Here is a 19,856-nt window from a genome sequence, read left to right on the forward strand (position 1 = left end):
CGACGTCATGTTCTGGGGGCAGAACCATGGAAGTGGAATCACGCCGCGCGACCGCCGGCGGCTCGGACGGGGACGGGGCCGAGATCACCCGGCTCTGCCGGACCCTGCTGCCGCTGGCCGCGGCCGGTAAGCACGCCGAGGCGGCGTCGACCTACCGCTGGGTGAGCCGGGCCTCGACCGGTGCCGCACACCGCTACGGCGATCACGCCTTGCGGCTGGAGTTCTGCGCGCTCACCGGCAACGAACACACCGGATTCGATCTTCTGTCGCTTTTGGACGGTGTCGGCGAGCACGCGGACGCCGACGAGCGGCTGGAGTTCTTCGCCGCGGCCGCCCTCCTGACCGGCAGGCTGACCGAAACCGGGTACGGCGAGATCCGGTTCGTCCTCCCCGGCCCCTTCGACGGGCTCTCCTTGCGGCTGCTGCACCGGCGGATGCGGGCGGCGGCGTTCGCGGAGGCCGAGGAACTCGACCACCGCGACACGACCACCTCCTTCACCGACCACGCCGAACGGAAGATGGCCGCGAAACCGGTCACCGACTTCGTGCCGCTCCTGCCTTCCGCGCTCGCCCGGGTGCCGATCCTGCCGCCGCCGGACCTGACCGCGGAGGAACTCGTCGTCCGCGCCGAGATCCACAACCACCGGTGCGAGCCGGAGGAGGCGCGGGCCTGTCTCGCCGCGATCGACGACGTCCCGGACGAGCTCGCCCCGCGGCTGGCCGAACTCCGTGCGATCTTCTTCCAGGGCGAGGACACCGAGGAACGGCTGCGCCGGGCGGCCACCGGGTTCCGGCGTCAGGAGGACGAAACCCGCTTCCTGCTCAACCAATGCTGGCTCGGACTCTGGCTGGTCTTCGACGACCAGGCCGAAACCGGGGTCGCGCTGACGACGGTGGCCGCGGCCCGGCTGCGCGCCGGAACCGACGATCACGCCGCGGCCTGGGGCGAACACTGGCTGGCGCATGTCCTTTCCGGACAGGGCCGCACTCCCGAGGCGTACGAGGCCTTGGGGCGCGGGGCCGAGCGCGCGCGGGCGGCGGGCGATCCGTTGCTGCTCGGGACCCTCCTGTGCCTGGAGGCGTCGCTGCGGAACGGCGACGGCGAAGATCCGTGGCCCACCCTCCGACTCGCGCGGGAGGCGACGGACGCCTTCATCGTCGGGAACGTCGGCGAGAAGGCCGTCGAAGCCGTCGAACAGGCGCGGATCGCTTACGAGCGCGCAGGTTCACTCGAAGAACTCGACGACTTCGTGGAGCATCTCCTTTCCACGCTGCCCGCGAAGGGACCGGAGCGGTTACGCGGACATCTGCGCCAGCTCCGGGCGGTGTCCCTGATCGGCACGGGCCGGTTCTCCGACGCCGTCGACGACGCCTACGTCTCGCTCGGCATCGCCGAGTCGAGGGGCAAGGACACCGCGGAACACTGGTACGTCCTCGTCACCGCGCTGCACGGGGCCGGCCGCTACGACGAGGTGCTCGACGTCGCGCCCCACACCATCGACCTGCTCGCCGGCCTGCCGGACTGGGTCTACCGGTGCCGGTGGATGTACGCCGACGCCTACCGCACACTCGGCGAATCCTCCCGCGCCTTCAACGAATACTCCGTCCTGGCCGAGATCCTGGAGGAGTCCGGCGACACCGGGCACTCCTACATCTCGGTGAGCATGGCGGCCGCCGAACAGCTGGACCTGCTCGGCTACGGCGCGAACGCCGCCGACTTCTACGCGCGTGCCGCCGACGCGGCGCTGGCGATCGGCGGCGGCTACGTGGCCGCCACCTGCCGTAACGCCGCGACGCTTTCCCGGCTGCGGTCCGGTGACCTGGACGCGGCGCTGGACGCGCTCGACGCCGCGGAAACCGCGGTGCACGCCGTCGACAGCGAGGCCGCGTCCGCCCGGGAACACCTCCTCGCCCAGCACGACCACGTCGCCGCGCACGTGCTCAGCGCGGCGGGCCGGATACGGGAGGCGGCGCGGCGCGCGCTCCGGGCCGCCGAGGCGTTCCACCGGATCGGCGAGCCCGACTCCGCCCGCGACGTCGACCTGCTGCTGGAACAGATCCTGCTCGGCGAGACCTGAAGCGCGCCCTTGCCACGTACCCCTGCCCAGTGAAAGATTCCCGCCATGTCCGAGGGAGCCAGCGGTATCCGAAGCGTCCCCATCGGCACGATCGCGCTGTGGATCGTGCGTGTCGCGCTCGCCGCCGAGTTCCTCTACAGCGGCTACCTCCTGTTCGCGGGCGGCCATACCGAGCAGACGTTCGCCGTGATCGGCCTGGGGCAATGGCTCCGGTACGTCACCGGTGTCCTCGAGGTCGCCGGCGCGATCAGCCTGCTCATCCCCCGCTTCGGCGGACCGGCGGCACTGCTGCTGGCCGGGGTCATGGTGGGCGCGAGCATCACGGAGATGTTCATCCTCGAAAACGGCGGCCCGGTCCTGCCGCTGATCCTGCTGATCTTGTCCGCGACGCTGGCGTGGTTCCTGCAGGACCAGACCAAGACGCTCTTCGGGATCGAACCGCGGCCCGAAGATGACGACTACTGAAATTGAACTGCGGTCCAAGTTTATAGTCGAGTAGCAGTTTATCCGACGGTCGCAGTTTAGGCCGCCGTCAATACTTGGATCACGGCCTCCTCAGGCAAACCCGCAGGTCAGAGCCCTGAAGAATGCCCGAAACAACTGCCGGAAACCATTCTTTTAGTGACCGTCAAGTAGCTTGGCGGCGCCCCATAAATCGCCGGAAACAATTCCCCAAGAAACGGCGAAAGAAATCCGAGAATTCGTCGTCGCAGACGTCTCCCCAGGTCAGCACCATGATCACCGCCGCTCATTTGCCACTTCACGGCAACCTCGTGCCGGACCAACGGGGGTGAACCGGGAAATTAGCGGAAATGCAGCCGCGACCGCCAGCATGGATTCCATTCCAGCTCCACCGTTCAGCACGGAAGGCCCGGTGATCAGATTGACCGAGATGATGGGTGTCAGCAGGACGGTGAGCGGACCTCCTGCCGTGGACGTGGCCACCAAGCCCGTGGACGCCGAGCAGCAGCGTGACGAGCCGGAGCCGTTCCTGGTCGACACGACCCAGGTCGACGACTCGCGTTTCGTCACCACCGCACGCCCGCCGGCGTCGCATCCCTACTTCACCGACCACACCGGACCGTCGCTGATCGACCCGCTGCTGCTGCTCGAATGCTGCCGCCAGGCCGAGACGCACGCCGCGCAGACGCAGTTCGGGGTCACGCCCGACACGCGTTCGCTGCTGCAGTCCTGGTCGCTGGAGGCGTATCCGCTGCTCACGTCGGGCCTCTCGATCGGGCCCACCGAGGTGATCATGTCGGTGCACACCCGCGACGCCGTCCGGCGTTCGGACTCGCTGCGCGCGCAGACCTACCGCATGCAGGTCTTCGTCGCCGGACTGCACCTCGCCGACGTCGGCATGCGCGTGAAGTACGTCCCCGACGACGTCTACCGGGCGATGCGGCGCAGCCACGACGGCCCGATCGACTCGGACCAACTGACCCCGCACGGGCCGGTCACGGTCAAGCCGGGCCGGGTCGCGCGGTCCAAGCCGGAGAACGTCGTGCTGGTCGATCCGCAGCTGGGCCCGGACAAGCTGTGGGCCGGGCTGTACATCCCGGCGGGCCCCGGCCCGTTCGGCCAGGTCACCGACCACGTGCCCGAACTGGCGCTGGTCGAGGCCGGCCGTCAGCTGGCGGTGCTCGCGGCGAGCGCCTTCAACGACGTTCCGCCCGCGAACTGGTCGCTCACCGGGATCGACGCCTCCTTCGCGGGGCACGCGGAACTCGACACCCCGCTGCTGCTCGTCGCGGACCGGCCCGACGAGGGCCGCACCGACTCGAGCTTCCAGGTCACCTTCGAGCAGGCGGGCGAGACCGTCGCCGAAGCGTTCTACACCGGCGGACTGCCGGCCTGATTCACCCGCGGACATCAAGGAATGCGAGGCAGTGATGACGATCGAACTGCTGCGGCCGGCGCGGGCCGTGATCCAGTACGACTACCACGACCTGACCGGGTTGATGAGCCTGATGAACGGGCACTCCGACGCCGAACCGGCGCCGGCGCTGGACGTGCTGTGGGTGCTCTACGACCGCGTCCTGCAGGTGAGCCCGCAGCGGGTCGACGACGACGAACGCGACCGGTTCTTCCTGTCCAAGGGCAACGATCCCAAGGCCTACTACGCGGTGCTGGCGGCGGCGGGCTTCATCGAGCCGCGGCTGCTGACCGGGTACGGCGACTACGACAGCCCGCTCGGCCTGCACCCGGATCGTGTGCTGGTCCCGGGCGTCGAGGCCAGCAGCACCCGCGGGCACGGCCTCCCGCTCGCCGTCGGGACCGCACTGGGCCTGCGCGCCCGCGGGCTCACCGAGCCGCGGTTGTGGGTGATGATCGGTGACGGCGAGATCGACGAGGGTGCCAACCAGGAAGCCCTTTCCTTCGCCGGCCACGCCGAGCTGAACCGGCTGAACGCCGTCGTCGTGGACGAGTCCGGCAGTGCCGCGCGGGCCGCGGAACTGCAGCGCCGGTTCGCCTCCGAGGGCTGGTCGGTGCAGCAGGTCGACGGGCACGACCACGACAAGCTGGAACTGGCTTTCGCCGGCGCGCCGGACAACCGGCCCCACGCCGTCGTGGCCCGGGTCCGGAGCAGGCAGGCGACTTCTCGGAGCTGAGGGATGATGGCATCGACCTGTGAACGGCGGTTCGCCGACAGCGACGCGATGCGGGAGCGTTTCACCGCGGTGATCACCGACCTCGTCGCCGAGGACCCGAGGATCGCCGCGGTGTTCGCGGACTTCAGCTGGGACCGTCTGTCCGAAACCGCCCGCGAGCACCCCCGGTTCTTCAACGTCGGTGCCCGCGAACAACTTCTGATCGACGTGGCGGGAGGGCTCGCGCTCGCGGGCCTGCGTCCCGTCGCGCACACCTCCGCGGGTTCGCTCGCGGAACGACCGTTCGGCCGGATCAGGATCGGGCTGAACCTGCAGGACGTCGGGGCGGTGCTGGTCAGTGCCGGCGCCTCCTTCGATCTCGACGCCGACGGACGGGCGCTGAGCTCGCCCGCCGACGTCGCGCTGATGGCCACGCTTCCCGGCTGGCGGATCAGCGTGCCGGGCCACGCCGACGAGGCCGAAATCATGCTTCGCGAGGCGTCTCGCGGTTTGGACCTCGAGTACATCCGCCTTTCCACGCAGACGAACTCCCGTCCTTATTGGACCGGCGAGGACGGATTCGTGGCGCTGCGGCTGGGGGCGGGCGGCACCGTGGTCGCGGTCGGGCCGATCGCCGATACCGTCCTGGCGGCGGTGGGAGATCTGGACGTGACCGTGCTCTACGCGCCGCGGATCCGGCCGTTCGACCGGGAAACGCTTCTGGCGACGCTGTCGGTCCCGGACGTGGTGCTCGTCGAGCCTTATCTGACGGGGACTTCGGCCGCGGAGGTGAGCCAGACGCTCGCCGACGTCCCACACCGGTTGCTGTGTCTCGGTGTGGCGGCAAGGGAAGTACGGCGTTACGGCACGCCGGAGGAGCACGCCGCGGCCTACGGGCTCGACGTGACGGGACTGCGGTCCCGCATAACCGCCTTCATCGGGGGTTGAAGGGAAGGGGCGGCGGTCCGGGGGGACCGCCGAGCCGAAAAGCCGGCACCGGGTCACGACCCGGTGCCGGCTTTCTTCGTGTGCCAGGGCGAAAAGTCACCGCTGAGGCGCAAGTAGGTGCCGGATGGCGGTGGTCCCCCGACGTGACCACCGCCATCCGGCACCTACTTGCGAAGCGGCCGTTCCAGATTCCCTGCCCTCACGCGACATCGAGACCGGCACCGGTGAGCCACGGGATGTCGGCCAGCCGGACCGGGTCGGTCGAGGAGTCGACCATGATCTTGCGGTGCAGATCCTGCAGTGTCCGTGACGGCTCCAGGCCGAGGTTCTCCGACAATCCCTGGCGCAGGTTCCGGTACACCGCCAGCGCCGCGTTCCGCCGCCCCGTCATATGCAGGGCCAGCATCAGGCAGGCGTGCAGGGACTCGTCGTACTCGTCCATCGGGATCAGGGCCCGCAGATCACCGATCAGCCCCGCGTACCGCCGCAGCCGCAGTTCCAGCACGACCCGGCGCATCAGGACGGACTTGTTCTCCTCGTTCAGGCGCGTGATCTCGCCGTAGAGCACCGGCCCGGGGAACACGTCAGCCAGCGGCGCCCCGCGCCACAGGTCCAAGGCATCCTTCAGCAGCTCCGAGGCCTGCTCCAGATCCCCCGTCGCCTCGGCCGCCGACGCCTCCGCCACCAGCTGCCGGTGCGTCCGCAGATCCGACCGATCGGTGACGAGATTCAGCTTGTACCCCAACGACTCCGTGCTCAGCAGGCGCTTCGACACCGGGCCCCCGCCCGCCTCCCCCAGCGCGACGGCGAGCTTCTTCCTGATCTGCATCACGCAGTTCTGGATCGCGTTCGCCGAATTTCGCGGCGGCTCTTCCCATAATTCCCGTTCAATGGTGCGCGACTGAACAATGCGCCCCTGGTTCAGCAACAGCAGGGCGAGCAGCTGCTTCGCCTTCATCGCGGGCGGCACGATGGAAACGCCGCCGACTTCGATCTGCAATGGCCCGAGAACGGTGACCATCGCCTCCCAGGATTCCGGATCACGTGCGGCGGAACGCAGTCTTGCCCGCCGGTCCGCGGGTGCAGTCATGGTCATGGCGAGTACCCCCAAAGCGTGTCCTCGACCCGCGGCCACCTGCCGCGAGACCGGCCACCAGGCGCCCGATTTGCGTAGGTCGGGACCGGACCTCTGGCGGTCACCTGACCAAATGTACCAGGGAACAAAGTTGTACTCAAGTCATACTTCAGAGTGACACGGATCACAGTTTGCCCGGCAGTAGGACCTTATGTCTGATATGCCTACGCCATTTGGCCTACACCCGACTACGCATAGCGGCCCTCGAGACGACACTGGACACCGATACAAAACGTGAATGGTTCGCCAGAAAAGCAAGGTCAAAGTTGACTTGGAGTATAACTTTGGATCGTAGGCGCTGAGGTGCCGAGGCACCGGCGCACCGGTTTGGACAAATGATCTTGGGGGATTAAATGTCCGGTCTTTCGCGTATTTCCGCCGATCCCGAATCAATCGGCGTCGTAGGTATGGCATGCCGGCTTCCCGGTGCTCGGAACATCGACGAGTTCTGGCAGGTTCTGACGGGCAACTCCACCACCGTCGGTGAAGTTCCACCGGACCGTTTCGACATTTCCTCGTTCTATTCCCCGGAGCCCTCGACGCCCGGGAAAACGCTCTCCCGCTTCGGCGGTTTCCTGGACGACGTCCGCGGTTTCGACGCGGGTTTCTTCCGTATTTCCCCGCGTGAGGCGAAGGTGATGGACCCCCAGCAGCGGCTGCTGCTGCAGGTCGTCTGGGAAGCCCTCGAAGACGCGGGCATCCCGCCGTCCTCGCTCGCCGGTTCCGACGCCGGCGTGTTCGTGGGCCAGGCGACGGGCGACTACGCCACCGTCACCGGAACCCAGTCCGGCAGCGACGTCCTCGGAGTCACCGGGAGCGCCTTGCGGGCCGTCACCGCCGGCCGCGTTTCGCACGCCTTCGATCTCCGCGGCCCCAGCCTCGTCCTCGACACGGCGTGCTCCTCGTCGCTGGTCGCGGTCCACTTGGGCAGGCAAAGCCTGCTGACCGGTGAGACCGACATCGCCATCGTCGCGGGCGCGAACCTCGTGCTGAGCCCGGCGGACGCGATCTCCTACTCCCAGGGCGACATGCTTTCGCCCGACGGACGCTGCAAGTTCGGCGACCCGTCCGCCGACGGATTCGTCCGCGGCGAGGGCATCGTCGCCATGATCCTCAAGCGCACCGGGGACGCGAAGGCCGACGGCGACCGCATCCGCGCGTCGATCCGCGGCAGCGCGGTCAACAACGACGGCCTCGGCAACGGCCTGCTGCTCAAACCGGCCACCAGCGGCCAGCGGTCGGTGATCCGGTCGGCCTGCCGCAGCGCGGGCGTGCACCCGTCGGAACTGGACTACGTCGAAGCGCACGGAAGCGGGACCCAGGCCGGGGACGCCGTCGAACTCGAGGCTCTGTCGGACGTTCTGGACGACCGCCGGACGCCGGACGCGCCGCTGTACGTGGGCTCGGTCAAGTCCAATGTCGGGCACACCGAGGCCTCCGCCGGGATCACCGGGCTGACCAAGGCGGTACTCATCGCCGAGCACGGCTTCCTGCCCGCCACCCTCCACGTGACCGAGCCGGAAGCGGTCCGCACGAAGACCCCGCTGCTCGCCCTCGCCACCGAGAACCGCGATCTGGAGCCACGCGGCGAACACGCCCTGCTCGGCGTCTCCTCGTTCGGCATCTCCGGCACCAACGCCCACGTGATCGTCAGCGATCAGGACAGCAGGCCACCTGATCGGCAGGACGAGAACCTCCACCCGGGCGGGCCGCACGTGCTCGTGCTGTCCGCGCGCTCGGAGACGTCGCTGCGCGGGCTGGCCGCCGCCTACGCCGGCTACCTCTCGCCCGGTGGCGCCGGCGAGGGCCACGCGCTGGGCAGGATCTGCCACGCCGCCGCGACCGGCCGCGACGCGCTCCCCTACCGGCTCTGGGTCACCGGCAGCACCCACGAAGAGATGGCGGGCGAACTCCGGTCGCTCGCCGAAGGACTGCCGGCGGCGGGCGGCGCCTGGCAGCGGGCGGGAGAGACCGCCAAGACCGCGTTCGTCTTCCCCGGCCAAGGCGGCCAGTGGAACGGGATGGGACGGCGGCTGCTCGAAATCTCGCCGGTGTTCCGGGAGGCCATGCTCCGCTGCGACGCCGTCGTCCGCGACGAACTCGGCTGGTCGGTGCTCGACCGGCTGCACGACGACGGGCAGGAAGGTGTCACGGCAGTCCAGGACGTCCAACCGGTGTTGTGGGCCTTCGAGGTCTCACTCGCTGAACTGTGGCGCTCGTGCGGAGTCGAGCCGGACCTCTGCCTCGGCCACAGCATGGGCGAGGCCGCCGCGGCCTACGTCTCCGGAGCGCTTTCCCTGCGCGATTCCGCCGCGGTGATCTGCCGCCGCAGCAGGCTGATGGCGAAGGTCTCCGGCAGCGGCGCCATGCTCGCCACCGAACTCACCGTCGAAGAGGCCACCGAGTTCCTCGGCGAGGAGAGCGCGGTCTGCCTCGCCGCCGAGAACTCGCCGCGGTCCACCGTGCTCTCCGGCGAGACCGCCGCGATCGGCCGCGTCGCCACGCGGATCAAGGCGGCCGGGATTCACTGCCGCGAGATCAAGGTCGACGTCGCCTCGCACTCCCCGCTGATGGACGGCCTGCTCGCGGACCTTCGCGGCCTGCTCGCCGACCTGGACCCGAACGCCCGTCCGGAGTCGGTCACCATGCTGTCCACCGTGCACGGCCGGGAGATCGGCGACGGCGAACTCACCGGTGCCTACTGGGCCGCGAACCTGCGCTCCCCGGTCCGGCTGTCCTCGTCGGTCACCGGCCTGGTCGCCGAAACGCCGTGCGTGCTGGTCGAACTGAGCCCGCATCCGGTACTGCTCGGCGCGCTCCAGGACTGCCTCGAAGGCAGCCCGAGCTCCGCCGCGATCGCCGCGCAGACCCGGCACATCCCGGAAGACGTCGCACTCGTGAAGGCGTTGGGCAAGTTCTTCGCCGCGGGCGGCAAGATCGACTGGAACCGCTACTACGGTGGCGCGCGCCCCCACCTCCCGCTGCCCGTCTACCAGTGGGACAACGAAGACTTCTGGACGGCCACGACGCTGCCGGTCCCGCCCGGCCCGCGGACCGAGACCGGGCACACCACCGTGATCAGCCTCGCCGAACTGGGCACCCTGGACGGCTGCCGCGAAACCTCGCTCAACGGCACGACGCCGGTTCCGGCAGCCGCGTACCTCGACGCGGCGCTCCGGGCGGTGGCCGACGAAACCGGCGACGTCTCCTTCCCGCATCTGGTCCCGTCCGAACCGGACGATCTCTGGGCCCTGCACGACGTCCGGCTCAGCGGCGACCTCGTCTACTGCGACAGCCACGACGTCCGGCTCGAAGTACGGCTGGAGGAAACCGCGGCGGCGCTCGAACGCCGCTTCAGTCTCACCGCGGCGTCCGACGGTTCCGTCGGCCGGGTGACCGGGGAACTGCGCGGGTTCGCGGCGGCCTCGCACCCGATGGCCGAGGGCGGCGGTAAACAACTGGACGCCGCCCTTTCGCGGTGCGACAAGTTCCTCACCAAGACCGAGTTCGACCGGGTTGCGGCCGCGCGCGGGTTCCGGTTCCCGGCCGGCTCGGGGGTACTGCAGGCGTGGCGGCGGGAAGGCACCGCGGTCGCGCTCGTGCGGCCGTCGTCGACGAGCCGGTTCGCGTTGCTCGAAACGGCGATGCGCGGACTGATCGCGGCCTGGCCTGCCACCGGCACGGACGGGGGCCGCTGGTCCTACGCCGTCACCGCGATCGAGGAGGTGGCGATCCGGCAGGTCCCGCCAGGCGAGTTCTGGAGCATCGTCTGGTTCAGCCCCGGCGGCACGGCGCGGCCGGCGCAGGCCGACGTGCTGGTGCTGAGTCAATCCGGGCAGATGGTGGCCTCGATCCAAGGCATCAGCCTGACCCGGCTGCCGGTCGAAGGCGTCAGGCCGGACGAGAACCGGATCGAGAAACTGGACGTCGTCGCCCAGCCGGAACCGGTGCAGCGCATCGACGGCGCGGACGTCCGGGTCACCTTCACCCGGCATGTCGCGACCGTGCTCGGCACGATCCCGGCGCGGGTGGATCTGCACAAATCGCTGCGTGACATGGGGCTCGACTCGATCATGGCGACACAGCTACGGCGGCTGCTGACCGAGTCGACCGGTGTCCAGCTGAGTGCCGCCCACCTGCTGGAGCCCGGGAGCGCGGAGCACATCCTCACCCGGCTCAGCTCGGCGGACGCCGCCATCGGCGTTGCCTGACCAGGGAAAACGGTGACCAGGACGGGTGAGCGGGGCACCCCGCTCACCCTCCTCAAGTCGCTTCACTACAGGTCAAAGTTGTACTATAGTTCAACGAATCGAACGTGAGAGTTGAGGGGAAGTGTCGTGACTACAGATTCAGCCAGGGAGGCTCCGCTCGGGCGCCGCGAGCGACACAAGCGGCTGGCGAAACAACGGCTCTACGACAGCGCACTGGAGTTGTTCACCGACCGTGGCTACGAGGCCACCACCATCGAGGACATCGCCGAACGCGCCGACGTCGCGCGCGGGACCTTCTTCAACCATTTCCGCCGTAAGGAAGATCTCGTTTCCATGTGGGGCGAGAAACGACGTCAATACCTCACCGAAGAGATCATTTCGACCCGGCCGGACACGAGTTTCGTCGCCGAGCTGGAAAACTGTATGACCGCGCTCGGGAAAATGAACGACAGCGCGTGGACGCAGACGAGGACGATGCTTCTCGCCTGGGTCAAGGCCGGCCGTCCGTTGCTGGAAGAGCCCTACGCGGCCGACATCTTCGCGCGGATCATCGAGACCGGCATCGAACGCGGCGAGGTGGCCGCGACCGTCGATTCACACCGGGTCGGCAACCTGCTACGAGACTCCTACCTGGGCACTCTCTACCGCTGGACCCATTTCGAGCACCCGCCGGCACCACTGGCGGCCGAACTCATCCTGGTGCTGCACCTGATCCTGGAAGGCGTTCTTCCGCGCACCACCGTGGCCGCCTGACCCAGGACGGCTCCGACCATAACGCTCACGTGAGGGCCGTGAGCGTTATTCGTCATACCCTTTCCCCGGGTTGTCTCACGAAATCTGCAACACCGTGAAAATATCATGCCTAATCGGACTGACGGGACGCATTACCGGTGTTTTCGGTGATGATCACCCGAACAGCGCAGAGTACGGGTTGTCGTGAGTGATTTGGGTCGTTCTAACGACCCGAATCACTCACGACCCACCCTGCGCGCGCCCCTCCGTCGCCGCTCCCCCGACCGCGTGTCCGCCTTCCGCCGAACGGCCCAGCGCCTTCCTTCGCGACGCCCCGACTATCGGGACAGTCAAGGAGAAACCGCATGTCAGCGCGCCTCGCGACAACCTGACCGGGTCCGGGAAATGCCCCCTTCAGCGTGATCACGCGCTCACACATGGTGAAAGATTGCGGCTCGTTTACAACGACTCGGCCACCCGCTTGACAGTCGGAGTGGTACGTACCACGCTGCCCGCATTGGTCTACACCATTTTGTAGGAGTCCGGCCGGTCGGTCGGGCATCGAAAGGACGGCACGAGTGAAGCGCTGGCTCAAGATGACTGCGGGCGCCGCGGCCATCACCCTCGCGACGGCGGGCTGCGCCGGTTCCGGCAGTGGCGACAGCACGAATTCGAGCGCTCCGGCCTCGAACGGCACGCTCACGGTCTGGCTGATGACCGGCACCGCACCGGAATCGCTGACGAACTCGCTCCACAAGGAATTCGAAGACGCTCACCCCGGCGTCAAGGTCAAGTACGAGATCCAGCAGTGGAACGGCATCCAGCAGAAGCTGACCACCGCGCTGGCCAGTGACAACCCGCCGGACGTGATCGAGCTGGGCAACACCCAGACCCCCGCGTTCGCGAACCAGGGCGTGCTCGCCGACCTCACCTCGAGTGTCGGCGACTTCAACGGCGCCCAGTGGCTCCAGGGCCTCAAGGCTTCCGGCGAATTCGACGGCAAGACCTACGGCGTGCCGTTCTACGCGGCCAACCGTGAGGTCATCTACCGCAAGGACATGTTCGAGCAGGCAGGCGTCACCGCGACGCCGAAGTCCCGCGCGGAGTGGCTCGACGCGATCACCAAGCTCAAGGCCAAGTTCGGCAGTGACCCCGAATTCCAGGCCCTCTACCAGCCCGGCCAGAACTGGTACGAGCTGCTGTCGTTCATCTGGGACGAGGGCGGCGACATCGCGCAGGCCAACGGGAAGTCCTTCAAGGCGACCCTGGACTCCGCGCAGGCCAAGGCGGGCCTCGACTTCTACAAGCAGCTCACCGAGGCTTCGGGCACCAAGGCGCCGAAGGACGCCGACGAGGCCACCCCGCAGCAGGCCGGTATCTACGGTGCGGGCAAGGTCGCGATGATGATCGGCGTTCCGGGCGAGGTCGACACCGCGGCCAAGACCGACCCGTCGATCAAGGAGAAGTCCGGCGCGTTCCCGATCCCGAGCAAGAACGCGGGCCAGGCGGCCCCGGTCTTCCTCGGCGGGTCCAACCTGGTCATCCCGGCCAACAGCAAGAACGCGGCCGCGGCCAAGGACTACGTCAAGGTGTTCTCCACGCCGAAGTACCAGACCGAGCTGGCCAAGGCCGGTTACGTCCCCGGTACCTCGACCGACGTGTCCGCGCTCGACGCCAACCCGCTGACCAAGGTCATGGCCGAGGCGTCCAAGAACGGCCGCGCCGTCCCGACCAGCCCCAAGTGGGGTGACGTCGAGTCCGGTCAGAACCCGATCAAGGACATGCTGACCGCTTACCTGACCGGAACCAAATCGCTCGACCAGGCGACCGCCGACGCCAACGCAGCGCTCGACAAGCTCATCGGCGGATGACCACGACCAAAGATGTGACGATGCCGGCGGGGGCCACCCCGCCGGCGTCGCCGCGCATCAAGCCCCCGAAGTCCAACCGGCGCCTGCGTCTCGGCGAACGCACCGCGCCGTATCTGCTGATCCTTCCCGCGTTGATCGCGATCCTGGTCCTGCTCGGCTGGCCGACGCTCCAGTTGATCGGCATCAGTTTCCGCAAGCTCGACCTCCGTGAGCTGGTCTCCGGAGAGATGGTCTGGATCGGTTTCGAGAACTTCTCCGAAATCCTTTCCGACTCCGAATTCTGGGAGATCACGATCCGGACGCTGGTGTTCACGGCCACGGTCGTGCTCACCACCCTGCTGCTCGCGCTGTTCATGGCGCTCCTGATGCGGCATCTCAACCCGGTGGTCCGGGTGATCCTGCAGGTCGCGCTGATCCTCGCGTGGGCGACCCCGGTGCTCGCGACGACCACGGTCTTCCAGTGGATCTTCGATCAGCAGTACGGGATCCTGAACAAGACGCTCGCGAAACTCGGCTTCGACGGGTTCATCGGGTATTCCTGGTTCTCCACCGGGCCGAGCACGCTGACCGTGATCGGCCTGCTGGTCGTCTGGCAGGCCGTGCCGTTCGTGGCGTTCACGCTCTACGCCGGGCTCCTCGGCGTCCCGAAGGAGCAGTACGAGGCCGCGGGCATCGACGGCGCCAGTGCCTGGCAGGCGTTCTGGGCGGTCAGCTGGCCGGCGATCCGGCCGATCCTGACCATGGTCACGTTCCTGTCGGTTCTGTGGGACTTCAAGTTGTTCGCCCAGGTGTGGGCGATCCGCCAGGGCGGGCCGGACGGCGCCAGCACGACGCTGCCGGTCTACATGTACCTCAAGGGCCTCGCGGGCAACCACTTCGGCCTGGCCGCGACGGCCGCCCTGCTGATGATGCTCGTGCTGATCCTGCTCACCGCCCGGTACGTCCAGCTGCTGGTGCGCACGAAGGAGGCCGACCTGTCATGAAGAAGTCCCTGACCCAGCGGATCGGCCTCGGCACGTTCGGCGTGATCGTGGCCCTCCTGTTCGTCTTCCCGACGTACTGGATGGTGACCTCCGCGCTGAAGACGCCAGGTGAGGTCCTGTCCCCGAACTACGACCTGATCCCGCTCTCGGTGACGTTCGACAACTTCGTCACGGCGCTGACGAAGCCCGGGTTCACCACCTATCTCGCCAACAGCCTGATCGTCACGATCGGCGCGGTGCTGTGCTCGCTCGTCGCGGGCGTGCTGGCCGCGGTCGCCTTGTCCCGCATGCGCTTCCGCGGACGCAAGGGTTTCCTGATGCTGGTGCTGGTCGCGCAGCTCGCACCGTTCGAGGCACTGCTGATCCCGATGTACCTGCTGATGCGGGACGCCGGGCTGCTCAACCAGCTGCCTTCGCTGCTGCTGGTGTACTTCGCGGCGACGCTGCCCTTCACGTGCTGGATGCTCTACGGCTTCGTCAACGGCATCCCGTACGACCTCGAAGAGGCCGCGATGATCGACGGTTGCAGCCGGGCGGGCGCGTTCCGCCGGGTGACCCTGCCGCTGCTCGCACCGGGGCTGGTGACCACGTCGGTGTTCAGCTTCATCACCGCGTGGAACGAGTTCCTGTTCGCGTTCGTGTTCATGCGCGACCAGAACAAGCAGACGCTGCCGGTGTGGCTTTCGTCGTTCCGCACGGCGTTTTCCGTTGACTGGGGCGGCATCATGGCGGCGTCGGTCATTTACGCCGTCCCCGCGCTGGTGTTCTTCATCCTCGTTCAGCGCAAACTCGTGTCCAACCTGACCGCAGGCGCAGTGAAGGGATAATCCTTGTCTTCACCGGAAAAGCTCGCTGGATCCGTTCTGGTATCGGGCTTCGACGGCACCACCGCACCGGATTGGCTGCGCCGCAAGGTGGCGGACGGCCTCGGCGGCGCGATCCTGTTCGGCCGCAACGTCGTGAACGACGAGCAGGTGGCCGCGCTGAGCGCGCAGCTGCGGGCGGAACGGCCCGACGTGCTCATCGGCATCGACGAGGAGGGCGGTGACGTCACGCGGCTCGACGTCGCCAAGGGCTCGTTCGTCCCCGGGCCGCTCGCGCTCGGCGCGGCGGACGACGTCGAACTCACGGCGTCGGTCGCCGCGGCGCTCGGGGAACGGCTGGCAGCGTGCGGGGTGACGATCGACTTCGCCCCGAGCGCGGACCTGACGCTGTCCCCGGACGATCCGGCGATCGGCGTCCGGTCGTTCGGTTCGGATCCGGTGAAGGCGGCGCCGCATGTCGCGGCGTTCATCACCGGTCTGCAGAAGTACGGCGTCGCCGCCTCCGCCAAGCACTTCCCCGGACATGGCGCGGCGGGCGCCGATTCGCACCACGCGCTGCCGGTCCTCCCCCGGGACGACGCCGGAATGCACGAGATCGAGCTCGTCCCGTTCAAGGCGGCGATCCAGGCCGGGGTCCGCGCGATCATGACCGGGCACCTCGTGGTGCCGGCGTGGGGCGAACTTCCCGCGACGCTCAACCCGAAGGCGCTGACCGGCGTCCTGCGCGGCGAACTCGGCTTCACCGGCGCGGTGGTCACCGACGCGCTCGACATGGGTGCGATCGCCGGTGAACTCGGCAACACCGACGGGGTCGGCCGGGCTGCGGTGCGGGCGCTGATCGCCGGCGCCGACGCGCTGTGCCTGGGCGGGGTGTCGTTCGAGGAGGACGACCTCACCCGGATCGCGGCGGTCATCGCGGCCGCGGTCCAGGCGGGCGAACTGCCGCTGGAACGGCTGGCCGAAGCGGCCGACCGGGTCGCGGCCATCGGCACCGCCCCGGTGGCGACGGAGATCTCCCCGGTGGACCACCGGCTCGGCCTGGAGGCGGCGCGCAAGGCGTTGCGGATCCAGGGTTCGCCGAAGCTGGACGGCCCGCCGCTGGTCATCGACATCGAGACCGAGCCGAATATCGCGGCCGGGCCGATGCCGTGGGGGCTCGGTTCGCATCTGACCGAACTCGTGCCCGGCACGCGCGCGGTCAAGGTCACCGTGGACGGGATCGCGACCGCGATCGATGCCGTGCACGGCGCGCGCAACATCGTCGTGGTGACCCGGGAAGCGCACCGGCACGCCGAGGTCCGGGAGTTCCTGAGCTGGCTGCAGGAGTCCACTGTGGACTTCATCCGCGTCGAGACCGGCGTGCCCGGTCCCGTTGGTGACGGGCCGCGGATCGACACGTTCAGCGGGTCCTACGTCAGCCTCCGCGCCGCCGCGGAGTACTTGGCCTGACGTCCGCGCAAGTCGTCCTCTAGTTGCGGTACTTGCACGTGCATGTACCGCAACTAGAGGACGAATTGCGTTCGGGGGTAATTGGGTTGCGAGACCGGCGGGTGCCTGTTGTAGTCGGCGGGCAACGTTTCCGGTCTAGGAGATGATCGTCTTGCGAGTGTCCACGTCCTTCCACCAGGTAATTTCCGCCTACCTCAAGGACAAGACCTCTCGTGAAGACCCTCAATCTGGGGATTCTGGCGCATGTTGACGCCGGGAAGACGAGCCTGACCGAACGGCTGTTGCACACGGCCGGGATCATCGGCGAGCTGGGCAGCGTCGACGACGGCAGCACGCAGACCGACACGCTGGCGCTGGAACGCGCCCGCGGGATCACCATCAAGGCGGCCGTGGTGTCGTTCGCCGTCGGCGACGTCACCGTCAACCTGATCGATACCCCCGGCCACCCCGATTTCATCGCCGAGGTCGAACGCGTGCTCGGTGTGCTCGACGGTGCCGTCCTGGTGCTGTCGGCGGTCGAAGGCGTCCAGGCCCAGACCCGCGTCCTGATGCGGACCCTGCGACGGCTACGCATTCCGACGCTGCTGTTCGTGAACAAGATCGACCGTCGCGGCGCCGACCCGGACCGCGTTTTCCGGGAGATATCGAAGAAACTCACGCCCTCGATCCTCGCAATGGACACCTGGTCTTCCGAGCGGGCGGCCGATCTGCTGGCGAGCGACGAAGACTTCCTGACCGAGTACCTCACCGATCCGGACGCGATCACGTCCGATCGCCTCCACACCGAACTCGCCACCCAGGTGGCCGGTGCCCGCGCGTATCCGGTCTACTTCGGCTCGGCGATCACCGGCGCGGGTATCGACGCGCTCCGCGAGGGCATCGAGAACCTGTTGCCCGCCAAGGAAAGTGACGCCGACGGGCCGGTCTCCGGCACGGTGTTCAAGGTCGAACGCGGGCCGAGCGGTGAGAAGATCGCCTACGCGCGCCTGTTCTCCGGCAGTATCTCCGTGCGCGACAAGGTCCCGCTCGGCGACGCCGAAGGCAAGGTCACCGCGATCAGCGTCTTCGACACCGGCGCGGCCGTACCCGGCAGCGTGGTCCGAGCGGGAAGGATCGCGAAGCTCTGGGGTCTCGACGTCCGGATCGGCGACCCGCTCGGCACGCCGTCCGGCCACGAGATCGAGCGGCTGTTCTCCCCGCCGACACTGGAAACCGTCGTCTCCCCGGTCCACACGGCCGATCGGGGTGCGCTGCATCAGGCGCTTTCCCAGCTGGCCGAACAGGATCCGCTGATCGGCCTGCGGCACGACGAGATCCGCCAGGAGACTTCCGTTTCGCTGTACGGCGAAGTGCAGAAGGAGGTCATCCAGGCGACGCTGGTGGACGAGTACGGCGTCGACGTCACGTTCAGCGAGACGACCACGATCTGCGTCGAGCGGGTGGCGGGCACCGGGTCCGCCACCGAAATCATCGACAAACCGCCGAATCCCTTTCTCGCCACGGTCGGGCTGCGCGTGGAGCCCGGGCCGCCGGGGAGCGGGATCACCTTCGTACTGGAGGTCGAACTCGGCTCGATGCCGTACTCCTTCGTCAAAGCCGTGGAAGACACGGTGAAGGAGACACTGCGGGAGGGCGTCCACGGCTGGGAGGTGCTCGACTGCGTGGTCACGATGACGCGGTCCGGGTATTGGGCCAGGCAGAGCCACTCGCACGGAACATTCGACAAGAGCATGTCCAGTACCGCTGGCGACTTCCGCGACCTGACGCCGCTGGTGCTGATGGCGGCCTTGCGGGAGGCCGGGACCACGGTGCACGAACCGATGCACCGGTTCACCCTCCAGGCCCCGGCCGACACGCTCGGCCCGGTCACCGCGTTGCTGGCGCAGGCGCGCGCCGTGCCGAAGACGACGCTCACCCACGGCGCGACGGCCGAACTCGAAGGGGAGATCCCGGCGGCGAAAACGCATGGGGTGCACCGGCTTCTGCCGTCGGCGACCCGAGGGGAAGGCGTCATGGAGACGGCCTTCCACAGTTACCGGGAGGTCCGCGGCGCGGTGCCCGCCCGATCGCGGACCGACCACGACCCGTTGGACCGCAAGGAATATCTGCGACGCGTCCTGCGTCGCTAGCCGGGGCGGCGAGCTTCCAGCGCCCTGACGACGGCGACCATGTCGGCGTCGCCGAGACCGAGCCTCGCGGTCTCGGCGTACAGGGCCTGCGCGGCGGCCAGAAGCGGCAAGGTGAGGCCCGCCTCCGTGGCCGTCCTGGCGATCAGTTCGACGTTCGCCAGGACGTTGGCGATCGACGCCTGCGGCGCGAAATCCTCCGCGACCAGCTTGGGTGCCTTGACCCGCAGGACCGGGCTGGCCAGCTGCCCCGCGCCGAGGACGTCGGAGAGCTGGCCGAGGTCGAGCCCGTGCGCCCGGGCGAAGTGGACGGTCTCGGCGAGCCCGGTCACGACCGCGGTCAGCTGGACGTTGACCGCCAGCTTCATCAGGAGCCCGTGGGGCACCGGGCCGCAGTCCACGACTTCCCGGCACAGCGGCGCGAGCAGCGCGCGAACCTCGTCGACCGGGTCCGGGCTCCCGGCGAGCATGGCGACCAGTTCGCCCGCCTCGGCCGGAATCCTCGACCCGGAGACCGGCGCCTCGACGTATTTTCCCCCTGCGGCGAGGATTTCCGCTTCCAGCCCCCGGGAGTGCCCCGGTGCCGTCGTTCCCATGTGGACGATCGTGCGGCCGGTCACCCGGCCGGCGAACCCGGGCCGTCCACGGTCGAGCACCGCGTCGACCGCGGCGGCGTCGGCCAGCATCAGGATCACGACGTCGCACCGCTCGAACAGCTCCGCCGCGCCCGGCACGGCTTCGGCCCCCGCGGCCACCGGCGCCGAAGTCCGTCCGGGCGTGCGATTCCACACGAGCAGCGGGATACCGGCGCGCGCGAGATTCACCGCCATCGGAGTACCCATGCTGCCCAGACCGGCGAAACCCACTCGGGAAATGCTCATGGCTCCACTGTCCGCCATGAATGCCCC

Annotated in this window: 14 protein-coding genes; 12 read left to right on the plus strand and 2 right to left on the minus strand. The window is 68.4% G+C overall.

The window, feature by feature from the left end; translation table 11 throughout:
* The first annotated feature begins 26 nt into the window (after positions 1-26).
* From ACLJRL_RS26235 to ACLJRL_RS26255, 5 genes are all read left to right on the plus strand, one after another.
* Complete coding sequence (locus ACLJRL_RS26235) at positions 27-2,078, plus strand: hypothetical protein (protein WP_410658932.1); 2,052 nt, start codon at positions 27-29, stop codon at positions 2,076-2,078.
* Between the two features lie 45 nt (positions 2,079-2,123).
* Positions 2,124-2,543 carry a DoxX family protein gene (locus ACLJRL_RS26240; RefSeq protein ID WP_410658933.1) on the plus strand — a complete coding sequence of 140 codons (420 nt, stop codon included), beginning with the start codon at positions 2,124-2,126 and terminating at the stop codon, positions 2,541-2,543.
* A 409-nt stretch (positions 2,544-2,952) separates the two neighbouring features.
* A complete protein-coding gene (locus ACLJRL_RS26245; RefSeq protein WP_410658934.1) occupies positions 2,953-3,936 on the plus strand; it encodes an AfsA-related hotdog domain-containing protein in 984 nt (327 codons plus the stop codon).
* 34 nt (positions 3,937-3,970) lie between these two features.
* A complete protein-coding gene (locus tag ACLJRL_RS26250; protein ID WP_410658935.1) occupies positions 3,971-4,690 on the plus strand; it encodes a transketolase in 720 nt (239 codons plus the stop codon).
* A gap of 3 nt (positions 4,691-4,693) precedes the next feature.
* Positions 4,694-5,617: a transketolase family protein gene (locus ACLJRL_RS26255; RefSeq protein ID WP_410658936.1), complete on the plus strand. Its 924-nt coding sequence runs from the start codon at positions 4,694-4,696 to the stop codon at positions 5,615-5,617.
* Positions 5,618-5,816: 199 nt separating this feature from the next.
* On the opposite strand, the gene ACLJRL_RS26260 is transcribed toward ACLJRL_RS26255, so the two are convergent.
* Positions 5,817-6,713: an AfsR/SARP family transcriptional regulator gene (locus ACLJRL_RS26260; protein WP_410658937.1), complete on the minus strand. Its 897-nt coding sequence runs from the start codon at positions 6,711-6,713 to the stop codon at positions 5,817-5,819.
* Positions 6,714-7,105: 392 nt separating this feature from the next.
* Between ACLJRL_RS26260 and ACLJRL_RS26265 the strand changes: the two genes are divergently transcribed.
* The 7 genes from ACLJRL_RS26265 to ACLJRL_RS26295 all read left to right on the plus strand — a co-directional run bounded on the left by ACLJRL_RS26265 (position 7,106) and on the right by ACLJRL_RS26295 (position 18,951).
* Positions 7,106-10,963, plus strand: a complete 3,858-nt coding sequence (locus tag ACLJRL_RS26265; protein WP_410658938.1) for a type I polyketide synthase — start codon at positions 7,106-7,108, stop codon at positions 10,961-10,963.
* Between the two features lie 126 nt (positions 10,964-11,089).
* Positions 11,090-11,716 (plus strand): TetR/AcrR family transcriptional regulator, encoded by a 627-nt coding sequence (locus ACLJRL_RS26270; protein ID WP_410658939.1) that lies wholly within the window; start codon positions 11,090-11,092, stop codon positions 11,714-11,716.
* A 557-nt stretch (positions 11,717-12,273) separates the two neighbouring features.
* Complete coding sequence (locus ACLJRL_RS26275; RefSeq protein ID WP_410658940.1) at positions 12,274-13,566, plus strand: extracellular solute-binding protein; 1,293 nt, start codon at positions 12,274-12,276, stop codon at positions 13,564-13,566.
* Positions 13,563-14,549: a carbohydrate ABC transporter permease gene (locus ACLJRL_RS26280; RefSeq protein WP_410658941.1), complete on the plus strand. Its 987-nt coding sequence runs from the start codon at positions 13,563-13,565 to the stop codon at positions 14,547-14,549. The genes ACLJRL_RS26275 and ACLJRL_RS26280 overlap by 4 nt, the downstream gene beginning before the upstream one ends.
* Positions 14,546-15,376 carry a carbohydrate ABC transporter permease gene (locus ACLJRL_RS26285; protein WP_410658942.1) on the plus strand — a complete coding sequence of 277 codons (831 nt, stop codon included), beginning with the start codon at positions 14,546-14,548 and terminating at the stop codon, positions 15,374-15,376. Before ACLJRL_RS26280 ends, ACLJRL_RS26285 begins: the two co-directional genes overlap by 4 nt.
* A gap of 3 nt (positions 15,377-15,379) precedes the next feature.
* The gene (locus ACLJRL_RS26290; RefSeq protein ID WP_410658943.1) at positions 15,380-16,822 is read left to right on the plus strand and encodes a glycoside hydrolase family 3 protein; all 1,443 of its coding nucleotides are present in this window, start codon (positions 15,380-15,382) and stop codon (positions 16,820-16,822) included.
* 212 nt (positions 16,823-17,034) lie between these two features.
* Positions 17,035-18,951 carry a GTP-binding protein gene (locus ACLJRL_RS26295; protein WP_410658944.1) on the plus strand — a complete coding sequence of 639 codons (1,917 nt, stop codon included), beginning with the start codon at positions 17,035-17,037 and terminating at the stop codon, positions 18,949-18,951.
* Here ACLJRL_RS26295 and ACLJRL_RS26300 read toward each other — a convergent pair.
* Complete coding sequence (locus ACLJRL_RS26300) at positions 18,948-19,829, minus strand: NAD(P)-dependent oxidoreductase (RefSeq protein ID WP_410658945.1); 882 nt, start codon at positions 19,827-19,829, stop codon at positions 18,948-18,950. The genes ACLJRL_RS26295 and ACLJRL_RS26300 overlap by 4 nt on opposite strands.
* Positions 19,830-19,856: the final 27 nt, after the last annotated feature.

Origin of the sequence: Amycolatopsis sp. lyj-112, assembly GCF_046549055.1 — a bacterium.
Lineage (GTDB): Bacteria > Actinomycetota > Actinomycetes > Mycobacteriales > Pseudonocardiaceae > Amycolatopsis.